General features: G+C 73.7%; 17 protein-coding genes. 11 read left to right on the forward strand and 6 right to left on the reverse strand.

Features of this window, described 5'->3' with window-relative positions; all coding sequences use genetic code 11:
• Window positions 1–12 precede the first annotated feature (12 nt).
• From E1300_RS01735 to E1300_RS01745, 3 genes are read right to left on the reverse strand one after another with little or no spacing between them, the layout of a single operon-like run.
• Window positions 13–1,038 (reverse strand): S-adenosylmethionine:tRNA ribosyltransferase-isomerase, encoded by a 1,026-nt coding sequence (locus tag E1300_RS01735; RefSeq protein WP_131755053.1) that lies wholly within the window; start codon window positions 1,036–1,038, stop codon window positions 13–15.
• Entirely contained in the window at window positions 1,035–2,444 is a 1,410-nt protein-coding gene (locus E1300_RS01740) for an MFS transporter (protein WP_131755054.1), read from the reverse strand. Before E1300_RS01740 ends, E1300_RS01735 begins: the two co-directional genes overlap by 4 nt.
• Window positions 2,441–3,139 carry an SDR family NAD(P)-dependent oxidoreductase gene (locus tag E1300_RS01745; RefSeq protein ID WP_131755055.1) on the reverse strand — a complete coding sequence of 233 codons (699 nt, stop codon included), beginning with the start codon at window positions 3,137–3,139 and terminating at the stop codon, window positions 2,441–2,443. The genes E1300_RS01740 and E1300_RS01745 overlap by 4 nt, the downstream gene beginning before the upstream one ends.
• 289 nt (window positions 3,140–3,428) lie before the next feature.
• Here E1300_RS01745 and E1300_RS01750 point away from each other — a divergent pair, with 289 nt between their 5' ends.
• From E1300_RS01750 to E1300_RS01770, 5 genes are all read left to right on the forward strand, one after another.
• On the forward strand, window positions 3,429–4,583 hold the full coding sequence (locus E1300_RS01750) for a GAF domain-containing sensor histidine kinase (protein WP_131755056.1): 1,155 nt from the start codon (window positions 3,429–3,431) through the stop codon (window positions 4,581–4,583).
• Between the two features lie 40 nt (window positions 4,584–4,623).
• A complete protein-coding gene (locus tag E1300_RS01755) occupies window positions 4,624–5,292 on the forward strand; it encodes a response regulator (RefSeq protein ID WP_131755057.1) in 669 nt (222 codons plus the stop codon).
• A 36-nt stretch (window positions 5,293–5,328) separates the two neighbouring features.
• A complete protein-coding gene (locus E1300_RS01760) occupies window positions 5,329–6,114 on the forward strand; it encodes a PP2C family protein-serine/threonine phosphatase (RefSeq protein WP_131755058.1) in 786 nt (261 codons plus the stop codon).
• A gap of 794 nt (window positions 6,115–6,908) precedes the next feature.
• Window positions 6,909–7,349 carry a DUF2752 domain-containing protein gene (locus E1300_RS01765; RefSeq protein WP_242618886.1) on the forward strand — a complete coding sequence of 147 codons (441 nt, stop codon included), beginning with the start codon at window positions 6,909–6,911 and terminating at the stop codon, window positions 7,347–7,349.
• A gap of 88 nt (window positions 7,350–7,437) precedes the next feature.
• Window positions 7,438–8,148 carry an RDD family protein gene (locus E1300_RS01770; protein WP_131755060.1) on the forward strand — a complete coding sequence of 237 codons (711 nt, stop codon included), beginning with the start codon at window positions 7,438–7,440 and terminating at the stop codon, window positions 8,146–8,148.
• A 51-nt stretch (window positions 8,149–8,199) separates the two neighbouring features.
• Here E1300_RS01770 and E1300_RS01775 read toward each other — a convergent pair whose 3' ends face one another.
• Window positions 8,200–8,955 carry an Rv1486c family protein gene (locus E1300_RS01775; RefSeq protein WP_131755061.1) on the reverse strand — a complete coding sequence of 252 codons (756 nt, stop codon included), beginning with the start codon at window positions 8,953–8,955 and terminating at the stop codon, window positions 8,200–8,202.
• 209 nt (window positions 8,956–9,164) lie between these two features.
• Between E1300_RS01775 and E1300_RS01780 the strand changes: the two genes are divergently transcribed.
• The 4 genes from E1300_RS01780 (at window position 9,165) to E1300_RS01795 (ending at window position 12,321) form a co-directional block, all read left to right on the forward strand.
• A complete protein-coding gene (locus tag E1300_RS01780; RefSeq protein WP_131755062.1) occupies window positions 9,165–9,953 on the forward strand; it encodes an ABC transporter ATP-binding protein in 789 nt (262 codons plus the stop codon).
• 70 nt (window positions 9,954–10,023) lie between these two features.
• A complete protein-coding gene (locus E1300_RS01785) occupies window positions 10,024–11,091 on the forward strand; it encodes an SPFH domain-containing protein (protein ID WP_207399425.1) in 1,068 nt (355 codons plus the stop codon).
• 113 nt (window positions 11,092–11,204) lie between these two features.
• Window positions 11,205–11,978: a sulfite exporter TauE/SafE family protein gene (locus E1300_RS01790; RefSeq protein ID WP_131755064.1), complete on the forward strand. Its 774-nt coding sequence runs from the start codon at window positions 11,205–11,207 to the stop codon at window positions 11,976–11,978.
• Between the two features lie 100 nt (window positions 11,979–12,078).
• Window positions 12,079–12,321 carry a DUF8836 family protein gene (locus E1300_RS01795; protein ID WP_131755065.1) on the forward strand — a complete coding sequence of 81 codons (243 nt, stop codon included), beginning with the start codon at window positions 12,079–12,081 and terminating at the stop codon, window positions 12,319–12,321.
• A 14-nt stretch (window positions 12,322–12,335) separates the two neighbouring features.
• Here E1300_RS01795 and E1300_RS01800 read toward each other — a convergent pair whose 3' ends face one another.
• The gene (locus tag E1300_RS01800) at window positions 12,336–13,256 is read right to left on the reverse strand and encodes a Rieske (2Fe-2S) protein (protein ID WP_131755066.1); all 921 of its coding nucleotides are present in this window, start codon (window positions 13,254–13,256) and stop codon (window positions 12,336–12,338) included.
• A gap of 292 nt (window positions 13,257–13,548) precedes the next feature.
• On the opposite strand from E1300_RS01800, the gene E1300_RS01805 reads away from it, so the two are divergent.
• Window positions 13,549–13,887, forward strand: coding sequence for a hypothetical protein (locus tag E1300_RS01805; RefSeq protein WP_131755067.1), 339 nt, complete (start codon window positions 13,549–13,551; stop codon window positions 13,885–13,887).
• Between the two features lie 32 nt (window positions 13,888–13,919).
• On the opposite strand, the gene E1300_RS01810 is transcribed toward E1300_RS01805, so the two are convergent.
• Window positions 13,920–16,262: a molybdopterin-dependent oxidoreductase gene (locus E1300_RS01810; protein ID WP_131755068.1), complete on the reverse strand. Its 2,343-nt coding sequence runs from the start codon at window positions 16,260–16,262 to the stop codon at window positions 13,920–13,922.
• A 148-nt stretch (window positions 16,263–16,410) separates the two neighbouring features.
• Here E1300_RS01810 and E1300_RS01815 point away from each other — a divergent pair.
• Window positions 16,411–16,612: hypothetical protein (locus tag E1300_RS01815; RefSeq protein WP_207399420.1), on the forward strand; the 202-nt coding region annotated here is incomplete at its 3' end.

Consider the following 16,612-nt stretch of genomic DNA (forward strand, 5'->3'; position numbering starts at 1 on the left):
AATGGACACGGACTAGGGCAAGAGCAGGTTGAGATCCCCGAACTCGTGCCAGAGGTAGCCCTCGTCCAGGGCGGCCTGGTACGTCGCGGAGAGCAGGTCACGGCCCGCGATGGCGGTGAGCATCATCAGATGCGACGACTTGGGCTCGTGCAGGCCCGTGAGGAGCCCGTCCACGGCCCGTACGCCGCCCTCTGGGGTGACGACGTGCTCTGTCCACCCTTTGGACGCCTGGACGTGTCCAGTGGCGTCCACGGACGATTCCAGGGCCCGGACGGCGGTGGTACCCACGGCGATGACCCGTCCGGCGCGCGCGCGGACGTGCTCCACGAGCGCCGCCGTCGCCTCAGGGACCTCGTAGCGCTCCGCATAGGGCGGTTCGTGCGCCTCAGGGGACGCCACGCCCGTGTGGAGTGTGATGGGGGCGATGAGTACGCCCCGGGACACGAGCCGGGTGACGAGTTCGGGCGTGAAGGGGCGAGCGGCGCTCGGCATCTCGGCGCTGCCGGTCGTCCGGTCGTAGGCGAAGGCCGTCTGGTAGGACGCGGTGGGCCAGTCGCGCCGCACGTACCCGTACCGGATGGGCGTCCCGTGGCGCCGCAGGTACGGAACGACGTCGGTGCTGAGGCGCGCCTCCCAGAGCCGGTCGGTCCGCCGCCGGACGAGGGTGAGGGTGGCGCCGCCGGGCATCGGGATCCACTCGCCGGGGCAGCCGCCGCTGTAGGGCACGGAGGCCTTCCCGGCCAGGCGGCGGAGCTCGACCAGCCAGAGCCGGTCGTCCGCGTCCGGGACGGGGGTGGAGAAGTGGACGCTGATGCGGTCGAGCCGGACGGCGGCGGGGAGCGTCGCGGAGGTGTTGACGACCAGCAGGTCCCCGGCGTCGAGCAGGCCGGGCAGGTCGCGGAACGCGTGGTGGGTGATCTCGCCGGTGCCGCGCCGCCCGGTCAGCAGGCGGACGCCGTCGCGGGTCCGGCCGCGCGCCTCGGGCGGCTCGTGGGCCTCCAGGGCGGCGGGAAGGGCGAAGTCGAGGGTGTCGGTCATTTCCCGGCCTCCAGTCGGGACGGGGCCCCGGCCGTGAGGCGCAGGGCGGAGACGATGCCGAGCACGGCGATCCCGGCGAACAGCGCGCCCGCGACGGTCAGGGCGGTGCCGAGCCGGTCGCCGCCGAAGCCGGCGACGAGCGCGCCCGCGAGGCCGACCAGCACGGACGAGCCGAGCGTGTCGGCGATCTGGAGCGCGGAGGAGTTGACGCCCTGGTCCTCTTCCGGGGACTGGTCGAGCGTGAGGACGCTGAGGCTGCCGATGGCGAACCCCATGCCGGCGCCGCCGACGACCCAGGCGGGCGCGGCGGCCCAGCCGGACACCTGGAGCGCGACCGTCGCGAGGACGATCCCGGCGGTGACCAGCGCGGCGCCGAGCAGGACGAAGAACTCGCGGCTCCGCTTGGAGCGCCCCTGGTACTGCGAGGCGGCGGACCAGCCGAGCCCTCCGACCGTCAGGCAGACGCCCGCCTCCGTCGCGGTGAAGTGGTGCAGCGAGGTCAGGGCCAGCGGGATGAACACGTCCATCCCGAAGAAGGCCGCGGACAGCATGCCGCGGGCGAAGATGACGCTGGGCAGGCCCCTGCGGATGCGGAGCGTTCCAGGCGGGAGGAGCCGCGGCAGGCCGAGCCCCAGCGCGATGAGCCCGGCGAGGCCGACCGGGACCGACGTCCACGTCAGGTGGCCCAGCGCGTAGAGGAGGATCGTGACTCCTGCCGCCACCGCTATGGCCGCGGTGTATCGGGCCCTGCTCAGGGTGGCGGACGTGGCGTCCACCGCCTTGATGTCGCGCAAGGCGGGCACCAGCAGCAGGGCGGAGGGGACCACCAGGGGGATCAGCCCGAGGAACACCCAGCGCCAGCCCGCGTGCTCGGCGACCGCCCCGCCGACCGCGGGGCCGATCAGCGACGGCAGCACCCACGCGGCGGACAGGGCGGAGAACACCCGGGACCGCAGCGCCTCCGGATAGACCCGGGCGATCACGACGTACAGGGCGACCATGGCGACGCCCGACCCGAGGCCCTGAATCGCCCGTCCGACGACGAACAGCCACATGGACGGCGCGGCCCCGGCGACCGCCAGCCCCACCACGAACGTGACCAGCCCGATCATCAGCGGCCGGGACGGGCCCGCCCGGTCCACCCAGCCGCCCGCAACCACGATCGACAGCAGGCTCGTGATCAGCGTGGCGCTGAAGCCCCACGCGTACAGCGCCAGCCCGTCGAGATCGCCGGTCACGGCGGGCATCACCGTGCTGACGGCCATGGCCTCGAACGCCAGCAGCGTGACGACCATGACGATGCCGAGCGTCGCGCCCTGGTAACCGGCGCTCAGCAGGTTCGCCTCGGGCGCGCCGCGCGGAGCCTCGACCGCCACGGCGCCGTCCGGTTCGAGCGTCGTGGTCATCGCGCGCCCGCCAGGTCCGCGACCCGGTAGCGGCCGCTGGCCGGACGCTCGGCGACCAGGCGCCGGAACGCGGCGGCGGCCTCCTCGGGCGGCGGCGCGGCGTCGGCGTCCTCGCCCGCCGCGCGCAGCATTCCGGTGTTCATCTCGCCCGGGTCCGCCCACCACACCGCCACGTCCGGCTCCTCGGCCGCGAGGACGTTGGAGAGCTGCTCCAGGGCCGCCTTGCTCATCCCGTAGCCGCCCCAGGCCGGATAGCCCTCCACGGCCGCGTCCGAGCTGATGTTGAGGACCGCGCCGCGCCGCGCCCGCAGCCCCGGCAGGACCGCCTGGATCAGCGCCAGCGGCGCCAGCACGTTCGTCGCGAACACGCCGGGCAGGTCCTGGACGGGCTGGTCGGCGAGCCGCGGCATCGGCGTCGTGCCGAGCGTGCTCGCGTTGTTGACGAGCAGGTCGAGCCCGCCCGCCTCCGCCGCCGCGCCGGCGAGCGCGGCCCGATGCCCGGCGTCCGCGACGTCCCCGGCGATCGCGGTGATCGACGCGCCCGGCGCCGCGACGCCCCGGATCTCGGCCGCCGCCGCGCCGAGCGCCGCGGCACCGCGCGCGTCGATGACGAGGGTCCAGCCGTCCCGGGCCAGCTCGCGGGCGAGCGCCCTGCCGAGTCCCCGGGAGGCTCCGGTGATCAGTGCCGTCTTCATGTCCCCGACGCTAGGAACCACGGCCCCCGGCGGGCATCGGCCACCGGGTCCCGGGCCGTTCCGCACTTGGTCGTAGGACCTCCGTTCGCGCCCCACGCGCCCCTCGCGTACGGCGCTCTCCCCCGCCTCCTGCCCGCGGAGTAGGAGATCATCGGACGCGTGGGACCGCGGGCGGTGGCGACGCGCACCCGACGTACGCCCTCGGACTGATTCGGGATGACCTGGCCGGAGAGTACGGTCTTCACATGCGGGCGCCGCACGGCGCCCGGCACGGACACGAGAGGCCGGGATGGTCATCGAGAGCGGCCCCCGCGGCGACCAGGGCGCGACCCTGCACGCCGTGAGCTCCGCCGTGCTCGCCGTCACCCGGCACCTGTCCGTCCACGAGGTGCTCCAGGTGATCGTCCGGGCGGCCGCGCAGCTGCTGGACGCCCGCTACGCGGCCCTCGGCGTGCCCGACGACGAGGGGTCCTTCGCCGAGTTCGTCGTCGAGGGCGTCTCGGACGAGGACTGGGAGCGGATCGGCCCGCTGCCCCGCCAGCACGGCATGCTCGCCGCGATGCTGCGCGACGACACGCCCAAGCGGCTCCGCGACATCCGCCGCGAGCCCGAGTTCGAGGGCTGGCCGGTCGCGCACCCCGTCCTCAAGGACTTCCTCGGCGTGCCCATCCGCGACGGCGAGGACGTCCTCGGCATCGTCTTCCTCGCCAACAAGCGCAGCCCCGGCGGGTTCACCGCCGACGACGAGGAGCTGCTGTCCCTGTTCGCCGCGCACGCCGCGATCGCCATGGCCAACGCGCGGCTCTACGAGCACAACCGCGAGCTCACGGTCGTCGCCGAGCGCAACCGGCTCGCCCGGGAGCTGCACGACGCGGTCGCGCAGAAGCTGTTCTCGCTGCGGCTCACCGCCCGCACCGCCTCCGCGCTGGCCGAACGCGACCCCGCCCGCACCGTCCGGGAGCTGGAGCAGGTCGAGCGGCTCGCCGCCGAGGCCCTCGCCGAGCTCCGCGCCGTCATCTTCGAGCTGCGCCCCGCCGACCTCGCCGACGGGCTCGTCGCCTCGCTCCGCAAGCACGTCGAGGTCCTCGACCGGGCGCACGAGGCCGCCGTCCGCTTCACCGCCGAGGGCGCCGACGTCCTGCCGGAGGAGCACGAGGCGGTCGTCTACCGCATCGCCCAGGAGGCCCTCTACAACGCGCTGCGACACGCCGGCGCGGGCACCGTGGAGGTCCGCCTCGCGGCCGGTGGCGGCCAGGTCGTCCTGGAGGTCGCCGACGACGGCTCCGGTTTCGACACCGCCGAGCGGGGGCAGTCCAACGGCGACGCGCAGGGCGGCCTCGGGCTCGCCTCGATGCGCGACCGCGCGTGCTCGATCGGCGGCACCCTCGCCATCGACGCCGCGCCCGGAAAAGGCACGGTCGTCCGGCTGGAGGTACCGCTGTGACCCGCCGCTCCGGAAATTCCCGCGATGAGGGGCGCGCCGCATGACCGCCCGTGACACGATCAAGGTGCTGATCGCGGACGACCATCCCGTCGTCCGCCAGGGCCTGCGCACCTTCCTCGGCATCCAGGACGACATCGAGGTCGTCGGGGAGGCCGCCGACGGCACGTCGGCCGTGACACTGGCCGAATCGCTGGAGCCCGATATCGTGCTGATGGACCTCAAGATGCCGGGCGCCGACGGCCTGACCGCGCTGACGGAGCTGCGGGCTCGTGGGGTGGCGGCGCGGGTCCTCATCCTGACCAGCGTGACGGAACGCGGACACGTGCTGCCGGCAGTACAGGCGGGCGCGGCCGGGTACCTCTACAAGGACGTCGACCCGCAGGCCCTCGTCCAGGCGATCAGAGCGGTCAATGATGGGCATGTCCTGTTCGCGCCCGACGCCGCCGAGGCGATGCTGAGGGCGGAGCCGGCGACCGACGACGACCGCGGCCTGGCCGCGCTGACCGAACGGGAACGGGAGGTGCTCGTGCACATCGCGCGGGGCAGGTCCAACCGCGAGATCGCCCGCGCGCTCGTCGTCTCCGAGAAGACGGTCAAGACGCATGTCAGTAATCTGCTCATGAAACTGGGAGTCCAGGATCGGACGCAGGCGGCCCTCTACGCCGTCCGGCACGGTGTCGAAGCCGCCGGGGAGGCCGCCCGTGACTGATACAACTCTCCTGACAGGATCGTCATCGAAATTGGTATGAACGTAGCAATCAGGTACGCAGCAGGCAGTGACATCGGGTGCAACCGAGAGAACAACGAGGACTCGGGCTACGCCGGTGCGCGGTTGATCGCGGTCGCGGACGGCATGGGGGGCTATGCCGGCGGCGAGGTCGCGAGCTCGACCGTCATCGGCTCGCTGCGCTCGCTGGACACCGGCGCCCACAGTGACGACCTTGTCGAGATCCTGGGACGGGCGGTCGCGGAGGCCAACGAGAAGCTCCGCATCGTCCGCGAGGAACGCCCCGACCTCAGCCGGATGGGCACCACGCTCACCGCGATGCTGTGGTCCGGGCAGACCGTCGCCCTCGCGCACATCGGCGACTCGCGCGGCTACCTGCTGCGCGACGGCGAGCTGTTCCAGATGACCCAGGACCACACGATGGACGAGCTCCTCAAGGCGGAGGCCGAGCAGGCGGGCCAGACCGCCGACCCGGCCGAGACGTCCCGGCTCTCCCACGTGCTGTACCGGGTCCTGGACGGCCGCGAGGACCGCGAACCCGACCTGCGGCTCCGCGAGGCCCGGCTCGGCGACCGCTACCTGCTGTGCTCCGACGGCCTCAGCGGCCCCGTCGACGCGCAGAAGATCTACGAGGTGCTGTCCGCCGAGGCCGAACCGCAGCGCGCCGTCGACCGGCTGATCGAGCTCGCCCGCGACAACGGCGGCCCCGACAACATCACCGCCGTCGTCGCCGACGTCGTCGAGTCCGAGCACATCACCGAAGCCGAACCCCCCCGCACGGTGGGCGCCGCCGGCGGTGTTTAACTCGGTCTCGGCCCAGGTGCTCGCCTTGCGGCTCGCACCTGACCGTTCCTGGGCGAGCGCTGCATCGCTTCGCGATCTTCCCGGTGAGGCTCGCCTCCGGCGTCGCCTCACCGCTCAGTTAACGCGCTCGCGCGCCACCTGAGGCCTCCGCGAACCGACCCCAAGCGGCGCCCCCACCCACGCGCGCCATCCCTCAGCGGCGCCCCCACCGACCGATGCGGCGCCCTCCCCTAGCGGCGCCCCACCCATGCGGCGCCCCATCCATGCGGCGCCCTCACCGATGCGGCGGCCTCCCCGATGCGGCGGCATGCCTCAGCGGCGCCTTCGCCGCAAGCGGCGTCTTCGCCGCAAGCGGCGTCTTCGTCCCGGCGGCGTCTTTGCCGCAGCGCACCTCTTTGCGCGTGTGTCTTGGCCGGTCCGCCGGTCTCTTGGTCTTCCGCGCTCCGCGGCTCCGTGTACGTCCGGCAGCGTGAGTGCCGCGCGTCCCCTCCGCGAGCGGCCGCCTTCTCTCCGCGTCTCCCCGCCGTGGCCCCGCCGCGTGTCCGCTTGTTCTTGCAGGGTTCTTTCAGGTTTCGCTCAGGGGCGCCCGTGGGTTGGCGGGTGGGGGCGGGAACGTGAAACTGTGCTCATGTAGCTGGGAGTTTGTCCTAGTCTTTGCTCTGAGGTGGCGTCGCTCACGCACTGGGTAACGGTCCCATCGCGGATGATGGAGCGGACTTGACCTACCTCGGGGTGCACCCGGTATACGGGTCACTCGGATGAATGTCATCGAGGCGGAGGATTCGTTGGGGGAAGTGGCCGGGGCGGTGGCCGCCGGGGCGCCCGAGGGTGCGCTCGGACGGGTCGCCAGCCGGACCTTCACCGCGGCGCGGCACGGCCCTGTGGGTGTGATGCTGCGTGCCGCGGCGATGGCCGTCGCGGCCGTCGGCGCGGCGTGGATCCACCGTGTCAACGACCCCGGCGTGCTCTGCCCCATGCGGGCGCTCACCGGCATCCCGTGTCCCCTCTGCGGCGGGACCACGGTGTTCATCGAGATGGGCTCGGGCCGTCCGGTCCAGGCCGTGCTCGCGAACCCGGTGGCCCTCGCCGCCGCGGCCGGCGTCCTCGCCGCGCCGCTGGGGGCGGGTGCGCGGTGGTGGGCACTCCAGCCGAAGACCCGTGCCTGGATGCTCGGTACCGCCCTCGCGGGGTCGGAACTGTGGCAGCTCGTCCGGCTCGGAGTCCTGCGGGTCTGAGCCGCGGTCCTGTGTCGGTCAGACATGCGGAGCCCTCCGGGTCCGGCGCGCGTCACATCACGACAGGGTCAATCAATAAGGAGCAAGTGTGGGTAACCCCTACGACCCCTACGGCCAGCAGCCGGGGTACGGGCAGCAGCCCGGTTACGGCCAGCCCCCCGCCCAGCAGCCGGGGTACGGCCAGCCTCCGGCGCAGCCGGGTTACGGGCAGCAGCCCGGGTACGGGCAGCCGCCCGCGCAGCCGGGGTACGGCCAGCAGCCGCAGCCCGGGTACGGGCAGCCGCCGGCGCAGCAGGGTTACGGGCAGCAGCCGCAGCCCGGATACGGCCAGCAGCCGGTGCACCAGGAGGTGCACCACCACCACTACGGCTCGACGGGCCAGCTCGCCGAGTGGGGCTCGCGCGCCGGCGCCGCCATCATCGACGGGCTGATCATCGGCGCGCCGGTGGGCATCCTGTACTTCATCGCGCTGCTGCTCATGGGGTCCGGCAGCGGCGGCGCCGCGGTCATCGGCGTGCTGTTCCTGCTGATCGCCGTCGGCATCGGCCTCGGCGGCGGCATCTGGCTGATCTACCAGGAGGGCACCACCGGTCAGACGATCGGCAAGCGCCAGATGGGGATCCGCCTGGTGAGCGCCCAGACCGGCCAGGTGCTCGGCTTCGGCGGCGCGTTCGTGCGGCGCCTCGCGCACATCGCCGACAGCTTCGCCTGCTACATCGGCTACTTCTGGCCGCTGTTCGACGACCGCAAGCAGACGTTCGCCGACAAGATCTGCAACACCCTCGTCGTCCGCGCCTGATCGGACGCGAGGTCCGGGGCGTTCCCTTCGGGGGGCGCCCCTTTCGGCATCTCAGGGGACGGGGTCGAACGCGCTGTTGCAGGCGGCGACGAGGGCGCGGCGGACGGCGCCGTCGAGCAGCCGCAGGGCCGCGCCGCGGCGGCGCATCTGGTCGGCGGTCAGGCCGCGGTCGTCCATCCTGCGGGCGAGCTCCACGACGAGGGACAGCCGGCCGGCGAGGGCGGCGACGCGGTGCGCGCGGGGCGGGTAGCCGGGCGCGAGCGGGTGGTCGCCGCGGTCCGGGTCGCGCAGGTCGACGAGGGCGTCGGCGATCTCCGGGGGGACGCCGGTGACGTCGTCCACGGTCAGCAGCGCCTCGGTGGCGTCGCGCATCGCGAGGGTGAGCCGCCGGTCGGCCTCCGCGAGGGACGGGACGTCGGGCAGCGCGGGCGCCGCGTCCCAGGTCGTCCAGCGGACGCCGACGTAGGACGAGCCGCGCAGGTCCTCGACGGGGACCAGGCCCATCGCGCGGTCGCCGAGCACGGCGACGACGCCGGCGCCGGCGTCGATCGCGGCGGTGTTGAAGTCCGGCGGGCCGGTGAGGCCGAGGGGGTCGCCCGGCTCGGGCAGGGCCAGCCGGAACGCGGTCATGCCGCCGACGCGCAGGTCGCCGAGCCCGCGGCGGAGCGGCACCTCGGCGGGCGCGTCGCCGAGGATCTGCGGTCCGGCGGACTTCTCGACGGCGTCGACGGCCTCGTCCAGGCCGACGTGCCCCGTCAGCCACGCATTGCCCCACGCCACGAGCGCGGTCGCCACGTCCTTACTCATCCGATCCCCAACAATCCCCAATGGGCATGCGATCCACCATAAGCGCTCCGATCCGCGGTTCCACCGGGCGCGGGGGACCGCGCGGTCCCGGAAGCGGGCGCGGGACGGCCGTTCCGGTGGGGAGGCGGGGGGCCACGCGGACCCTGTATCGCATAGGTTCTTCCTGAGAACGGACCACCTGGATGGCGGATCGAGGTCGAAGGCGCGCGATGGCCGGCGAGGTACTGCAACTCCGCGGAGTCGGGGTCAGGCGCGAGGGGGCGACCCTGCTGCGCGATGTCACGTGGACGGTGAACGAGAACGAGCGCTGGGTCGTCGTCGGCCCGAACGGCGCGGGGAAGACGACCCTGCTCCAGATCGCCGCCGCGATGCTGCATCCGACGGAGGGCTCGGTCGAGATCCTGGAGGAGGAGCTGGGCCGGACGGACGTGTTCGAGCTGCGGCCCCGGATCGGCATAGCGAGCTCGGCGGTGGCGGCGAAGGTCCCGGACGGCGAGAAGGTCATCGACCTGGTGCTGACGGCGTCGTACGCGATCGTCGGCCGCTGGCAGGAGGAGTACGACTCCCTCGACGTGAGCCGTGCGGCGGGGCTGCTCGACGCCCTCGGTTGCGCCGAGCTGATGGGCCGGACGTTCGGCACGCTGTCGGAGGGGGAGCGCAAGCGGGTGCAGATCGCGCGGGCCCTCATGCCTGATCCGGAGCTGCTGCTGCTGGACGAGCCCGCCGCGGGCCTCGACCTCGGCGGCCGGGAGGACCTCGTCGGGCGGCTGAGCCGCCTGGCGGACGATCCGGCGGCTCCGACGATGGTGATGGTCACGCACCATGTCGAGGAGGTTCCGGAGGGGTTCACGCACGCGCTGCTGCTGCGCGGGGGCGAGGTCGTCGCGCAGGGCAAGGTGGACGAGGTGTTCACGGTGGAGCACCTGTCGCACTGCTTCGGCCTTCCGCTGTCGGTGGAGCGGCAGAACGGCCGCTGGTACGCGCGCGCCGCCGGGTGACGGGCGCGCGTTTCCGAGCCGGATTTCACATGTTCCCGAACGGATCGGCCCGTTTTACGATCCAGAGGTGATCTCCACGCTGGTCCTCGCCGTCGCCGTCGTGGCGGTGGGGGCCGTCCTGCTGTACCGGGCGGTGCGGGTCGTCCCGCACGCGACGTCCGACATCGTCGAGCGGTTCGGGCACTACCACCGGACGCTCGACGCCGGGCTCGGCGTGGTGGTGCCGTTCGCCGACCAGGTCCGCAGCCGCATCGACCTGCGCGAGCAGGTCGTCCCGTTCGGGCCGCTGGCGGTGAGCACGTCCGAGAACCTCGTGGCGAGCGTCGAGACGGTCGTGTACTACCAGGTGACGGACGCGAGGTCCGCGACGTACGAGGTCGCCGACTTCCTCACCGCGATGGAGCAGCTCACGGTCACGACGCTGCGCGGCGTCATCGGCGGCATGGACCTGGAGCGCACCCTCGCGTCCCGCGAGGAGATCGCCGCGGAGCTGCGGCGCGCGCTGGACGGGACGACCGGCGCGTGGGGCGTCCGCGTCAACCGGGTCGAGCTGAAGGCGATCGACCCGCCCGGCTCCATCCGGGAGGCGATCGAGAAGCAGACGCGCGCCGACCGGGAGAAGCGCGCCTCGATTCTCACCGCCGAGGGGCGCAAGCAGGCGGCGATCCTGACGGCGGAGGGTGAGCGGACCTCGGCCGTCCTGCGGGCGCGCGGGGAGGCGGAGGCGGCGGTCCTGGCGGCGGAGGCGGACGCGAAGGCGCAGGCGGCGCGGGCGCGCGGGCAGGCGCAGGCCATCGCGACGGTGTTCAAGGCGATCCACGAGGGGAGGCCGGACGAGCGGCTGCTCGCCTACGAGTACCTCCAGACCCTCCCGAAGATCGCGGAGGGCGGGTCGAACACGGTGTGGATCGTGCCGAGCGACATGGACCAGGCTCTGAGCGGTCTGTTCGGCGCGGCGGGCAGGCAGGGCGCCGCCGCGGGCGCCCCGGCGGACGCCGGCGGGTCGGACGATCGCGTCGCCGTGTCCGTGCCGCACGCGGAGGCGGCGCTGACCGACGACGCGGACGTCCGGGGCGATGACGTGGACGGCGCGTCCGGCCGGGCGCCCGACGACGACTACCGCCCCTTCGCGCGCTGACCGTCGCGGCGCCGGACGCGTCGCGCGGGTACCCCCGATCGGCCCTGGTGAGCTGCGGGTCCCTACGATCGTGTGCACCGTTGGACGATCCGTGACGCGTGGATGGGGCCGATTTGGACGTGCTGGAAGCGGTCGCGGTGTTCGCCGCCGGGGTCGCCGCCGGAGGCATCAACACGATCGTGGGCTCGGGCTCGCTGATCACGTTCCCGACGCTGCTCTCGCTCGGCTACGTCCCGGTCGTCGCGAACGTCTCCAACAACATCGGCCTCGTGCCGGGCGGGGTGAGCGGCGCCTACGGCTACCGCAAGGAGCTGAAGGGGCAGCGGGCCCGGCTGCTGCGGCTCGGCAGCGCGTCGCTGATCGGCGCCGTCGCGGGCGCGCTGCTGCTGCTCGGGCTGCCCGCCGGGGCGTTCAAGGTCATCGTGCCCGCGCTGATCGCCGTCGCGCTGGTTCTCGTGGTGGTGCAGCCCCGCCTCCAGAAGTGGACGGTGCGGCGCCGCGAGGACGGGCGGCACCGGCCGAACGGCGGCCCGCTGCTGTGGGCGGGCGTCCTGCTGGCGGGCGTGTACGGCGGCTACTTCGGCGCGGCGCAGGGCATCGTGCTCATCGCGCTGCTCGGGATCGCGCTGGACGACGACCTCCAGCGGCTCAACGCCGGCAAGAACGTCCTGTCGGCCGTCGTGAACGGCACGGCGGCGCTGGTGTTCATCGCCCTGTGGATCGTGTCGGACACGCGGATCGACTGGTGGGCGGTGCTGATGATCGCTGCCGGGTCGACCGTCGGGGGGCTGGTCGGGGCCCGCGTCGGACGGCGCATCCCGCCCCTGGTGCTGCGGGGCGTGATCGTGGTCGTGGGCCTCGTGGCGATCATCAATCTGCTGTTCTGACCAGCGGTTTCGCCGGATCTGGACGGTCCCGGGCGGGATTGCCGGACCCGGTTTCGGGGTATATGTCGAATGTATGTTCGACTACCCGAAAGGTTCGCGGATGAAGGGCGACAGGGTCGAGATCGTGATCGACGCCGGCGAGGGCACGCGGACCTACGAGGTCGTCGCGAGCCGGGCCGGGCGCCGCGTGGAGGTGGCGACCCGGCGCGGGGTCGTCGAGGTCAGCGAGGTCACCCGCACGGGCACCGCCGTCCGCACCGCGCGGTTCATGGCGAGCCGCGTGCTCGCGCTCGTCGAGTACCCCGTCGCGGACGGCGCCCACCCCGACGAGCAGGAGGGCTGAAGCGCGCGAAGCGGTCAGCCGAGGGGACGGACCTGGACCAGGCCGTCCTCGGTCACGCGGGTCTCGAAGGCGGGCTGGCGCCCCGTGGCGGGGCCGTGGACGACGGAGCCGTCCCGCACCCGGAACGTGCTGCCGTGCCAGGGGCACACGACGCAGGTCTCGGCGTCGTCGTCGGTGATGACGCGGCCCTGGTGCAGCGGCCCGGCGAGGTGGCTGCACCGGTCGGCGAGGACGTTGATGTCGTCGCCGGTGCGCAGGACGAACAGGCTGATGTAGCCGAGGCGGCGGTGCACGGGCCAGCCGTCCGGCAGGTCGGCGGCGGGGCACAGGTCGTGCCAGCCGAGGGGGACGAGGTGGGCGACCTGGTCGGCGTGGCTCGCGCCCGCGGCCTGCCGGAACGCGAGGTGCCCGCCGAGGTAGCCGCCGCCGAGGAGCGCGCCGAGGCCCGCGAAGCCGAGCGCCTTCCCGGCGCTCTCCCGGCCCTGCCAGCGCGCCACGAGCGACGCCGAGTACAGCACGCTCGCGGTCGCCGTCCCCGCGGCGTGGACGAGCCCGACCCGCTGCTGCTCGCGGTGCAGCGCCGACCAGTCGGCGAGCCCGGTCAGCGCGGTCGGGACCGCGCCGGCGAGCCCGGCGGCCACGAGGGCCTGCGAGGCGCGGCGCGTCCCGGGGACGAGGTCGAGGATCGCGGCGGACATCCAGCAGCCCATCGGGACGTCGGTCAGCGGCGGATGGGCGGGGTGCCCCGCCGGGACGCCGTGCAGCACGTCCTTGACCGGTCCCGGGCGCAGCACCCGGCGCACGGCCGTCGAGATCACGCGGATCGCGCGGTCGAGGCCCTCGGCGTGCTCCAGGCCCTCGGTCGCGTCCACGAGCCGCTGCGAGGCCTGGGGGCCGGACACGCGCCGGAAGATGTTGCTCGCCCGTCGGTTCATGTCCCTCCTCAGGTGGGTGCGTCCGCTCCGGATAAAGACGGCCGTAATGGCTCGCCTGGTGCGACATTAGTCGCCATGCCCACCGGCGACCACCCGGGGGACGGGGCACCGGAGGTACCGCGCCGGCCCTGCCGACCCCCTGCGTACTGGGCGGAACTGCGGTCCACGTTCATCGCGTCGGGATACCTACCTGCACGTAGTTGCCCTAAACCCCGGCGGTTTCGGATGGTCGTGCGGAGGTCACGGAAAGGTGCCCTCGGCGCAACGGCGCCTTCGCTTACAGTGAGGAGAGGTGCACGCGACCGGACGGGCCGAACCCATGGACGATGCCTTCCAGGAGGCTCCCGGACCCGCCGTTCCCGGTGGCGACCGCCTGCTGATCGGTGAGGTCGGGCAGCGGTTCCCGGGCTGGTCCGCCTGGCGGAGCGACACCTTCCGCTGGTGGGCCTACCGCACGGCGTCCACGCCGCTCACGATCGGCCAGCTGCGCGCCGGCTGCCGGCTGCTCGTCCAGGCCGACACCTTCGCCGAGCTGTGCTCGGCGATCGGCGAGGAGATCGACTTCGCCGGACGGGTCGCGCCCACGGCGTCCTTATCGGGCCCCGTCCGGCACGATACGGCCTGTATCTGAGCCCGCCGCGAGTCCGTTGTGCGCATGGCCGGTCAGCGGGTGTCCGCGGTCTCCGGCGCCGCGAGCGGGACGTCCTGCCGCACGGGCCGCACGGGCGGCGCGGGCGGCGTGGCCGGTACGGGCTCCAGCGTCACCGGGACGCCGTTGAAGACCGCGTTCCCCGACAGCGGGTCGATGTCCTGCTCGTCGGTGACGGCGTTGGCGTTCACGCCCGCGTGCCGGGCGGCGACGCCGGTGCGGGTGCCCGGGAGGCCGTGGCCCCAGCCGTGCGGGAGGCTGACGACGCCGGCCATCAGCGTGTCGGTGGGGTCGGCGACGGCCTCGACGGCGCCCGTCCGGGAGACGACGCGGACGGTGTCGCCCGCGGCGACGCCGAGGCGGGCGGCGTCGTCCGGGTTGAGCTGGAGGGTGCAGGTGTTCGAGCCGCGCACCAGCTCGGGGATGTTGTGCAGCCAGCTGTTGTTGGAGCGGAGCTGCCGCCGCCCGATGAGGACGAAGCCGTCCGCCGGGTCCGCCGCGGCCGATCCGCCGGCGGACGCCGCCGCCCGGCGCGCGAGACCGGCGTGGAGGCGGTCGACGTCGGCGGCGAAGCTGGTCGGGCACAGCTCGATGCGGCCGGACGTGGTGCAGAGGACCTCGTGCAGGCGCGGCTTGAGCGCGCCGAGGTCGATGCCGTGCGGGTGCTCCGTGCGGAGCCTGGTCAGCGTGAGCCCGGACGGGTCGGCGCCGAAGCCGTCGCCGTACGGGCCGAGGCGGAGCATCATGTCGAGCCGCTGCTCGGTGGGGGTGCCCGTGTCGAGCATCTTGCGCAGCTCGTCGGGTTCGCGTCCGTGCACGGGCGAGCCCTCCACGGCGGTGGCCTTCGCCAGCGTCGAGGTGATGATGAGCTCGTCGAGCGCGGCGGGGTCGCCGTCCATCCCGGAGGCGAGCACGGCGAGCGTGGCGATGATGTCGGACTCGCTCGGCCGGCCGTCGTCCAGCGGCACGACGGGCGGCGAGTAGCGGGCGTAGTCGCGGACCGCGAGGCCGAGCAGCGCGAGGTCGTAGTGCGGCGTCTGGACGGGGCGCGGCGGCGGCAGGACCACGTGCGCGTGCCGGGTCGTCTCGTTGAGGTACGGGTCGACGCTGACCATGAACTCCAGCCCGGCGAGCGCGCGGTCGAGCCGGGCGCCGTTCGGCGCGGACAGCACCGGGTTGCCGCCGATGGTGATCAGCGCCCGGATCCGCCCCTCGCCGGGCGTCTCGATCTCGTCGGCGAGCGTGGCGACGGGAAGCTCGCCGTTGACCTCGGGGAGGTCCCGGACGCGGCTGCGCCACCGCCCGGTGGTGAACGGCCTCTTGCGGCGGTAGACGGGCGCGTGCGCGGGCCGGGGGAACATCGCGCCGCCGGGCCGGTCGAGGTTGCCGGTGAGGACGTTCAGCGCGTCCACGAGCCAGCTGTTGAGGGTGCCGAAGGACTGGGTGCAGGTGCCGATCCGGCCGTAGACGGCGGCGCGCTCCGCGGCGGCGAGCTCGCGGGCCGTGCGCCGGATCGCGGCGGCGGGGATCCCGGTGACCGGCGCGACCCGTTCGGGCGGGAAGTCGAGGGAGAGGGCGCGGAGTTCGTCGAGGCCGTTGACGCGTCCGGTGAGGTGCGCGGCGGTGGTGGCGAGGTCCTCGGCGAACAGGGTGTGGACGAGCGCGATGAGCAGGTACGCGTCGGTGCCGGGCCGGATGAACAGGTGCTCGTCGGCGAGCGCGGCGGTGCGGGTGCGGCGCGGGTCGACGACCGTGACCTTGCCGCCGCGCGCCCGGATCGCCTTGAGCCGGCCGGGGAAGTCGGGGGCCGAGCAGAGGCTGCCGTTGGACTCCAGGGGGTTGGCGCCGAGCATCAGCAGGTGGTCGGTGCGGTCCAGATCCGGGACGGGGATGGCGAGCGGGTCGCCGAACATGTGGCCGCTGCTGACGTGCTTCGGCATCTGGTCGGCGGTGCTGGCGGTGTAGAGGTTGCGGGTGCCGACCGCCTTGACGAGCGCGCCGACGTAGAGCGGGCCCGCGACCGAATGGGCGGTCGGATTGCCGACGTAGATCGCGACGGAGTCCTTTCCATGCCGCCGGATCATCTCCCCGATCGCGTCGCCGGCGGCGCCGAACGCGTCCGCCCAGCCCGCCGGGGCGTGCCCGGCGGCGCCGCGGACCAGCGGCTCGGCGAGCCGGTCGGGGTCGCCGTCGAGGCCGCCGAGCGTCGCGCCCTTCGGGCAGATGAACCCTCTGCTGAACGGGTCGTCGCGGTCGCCGCGCACGCGCGTCACCGCTCCCGACTCGTCCAGGGTCAGCTCCAGCCCGCACAGGGCCTCGCAGAGGGGGCAGGTGCGGAAGGCCGTGCGGTCGCCCATCGAAGACGCTCCTTGTGAACGGGGCCGTTTCCATGATGGCGCGTTCCATCGGGGCGCGCCATTCCTCCCGCGATCCGGGAATGGCCGGAAGGGCTTTTCCGGAGTTACCGTGAGCGGAGAGGACTTCCGGTCGCCCCTGGGAGCTGCTATGGAGGCGTGGGTCGCCTGGCTGCTGCTCGCCGCGCTGCTCGGGATCGCCGAGCTCCTCTCGCTGACCCTCGCGCTCGGGCTGCTGGCCGTCGCCGCGCTCGCCGCCGGGCTCGCCGGGGCGCTCGGCCTTCCGGTCGCGGTCCAGCTCGCGGTGTTCGCGGCCGGATCGGTCGCGGGCCTCGCCGTGGTCCGGCCGGTCG

It is taken from the genome of Actinomadura fibrosa (genome assembly GCF_900659615.1).
Lineage (GTDB): Bacteria > Actinomycetota > Actinomycetes > Streptosporangiales > Streptosporangiaceae > Spirillospora > Spirillospora fibrosa.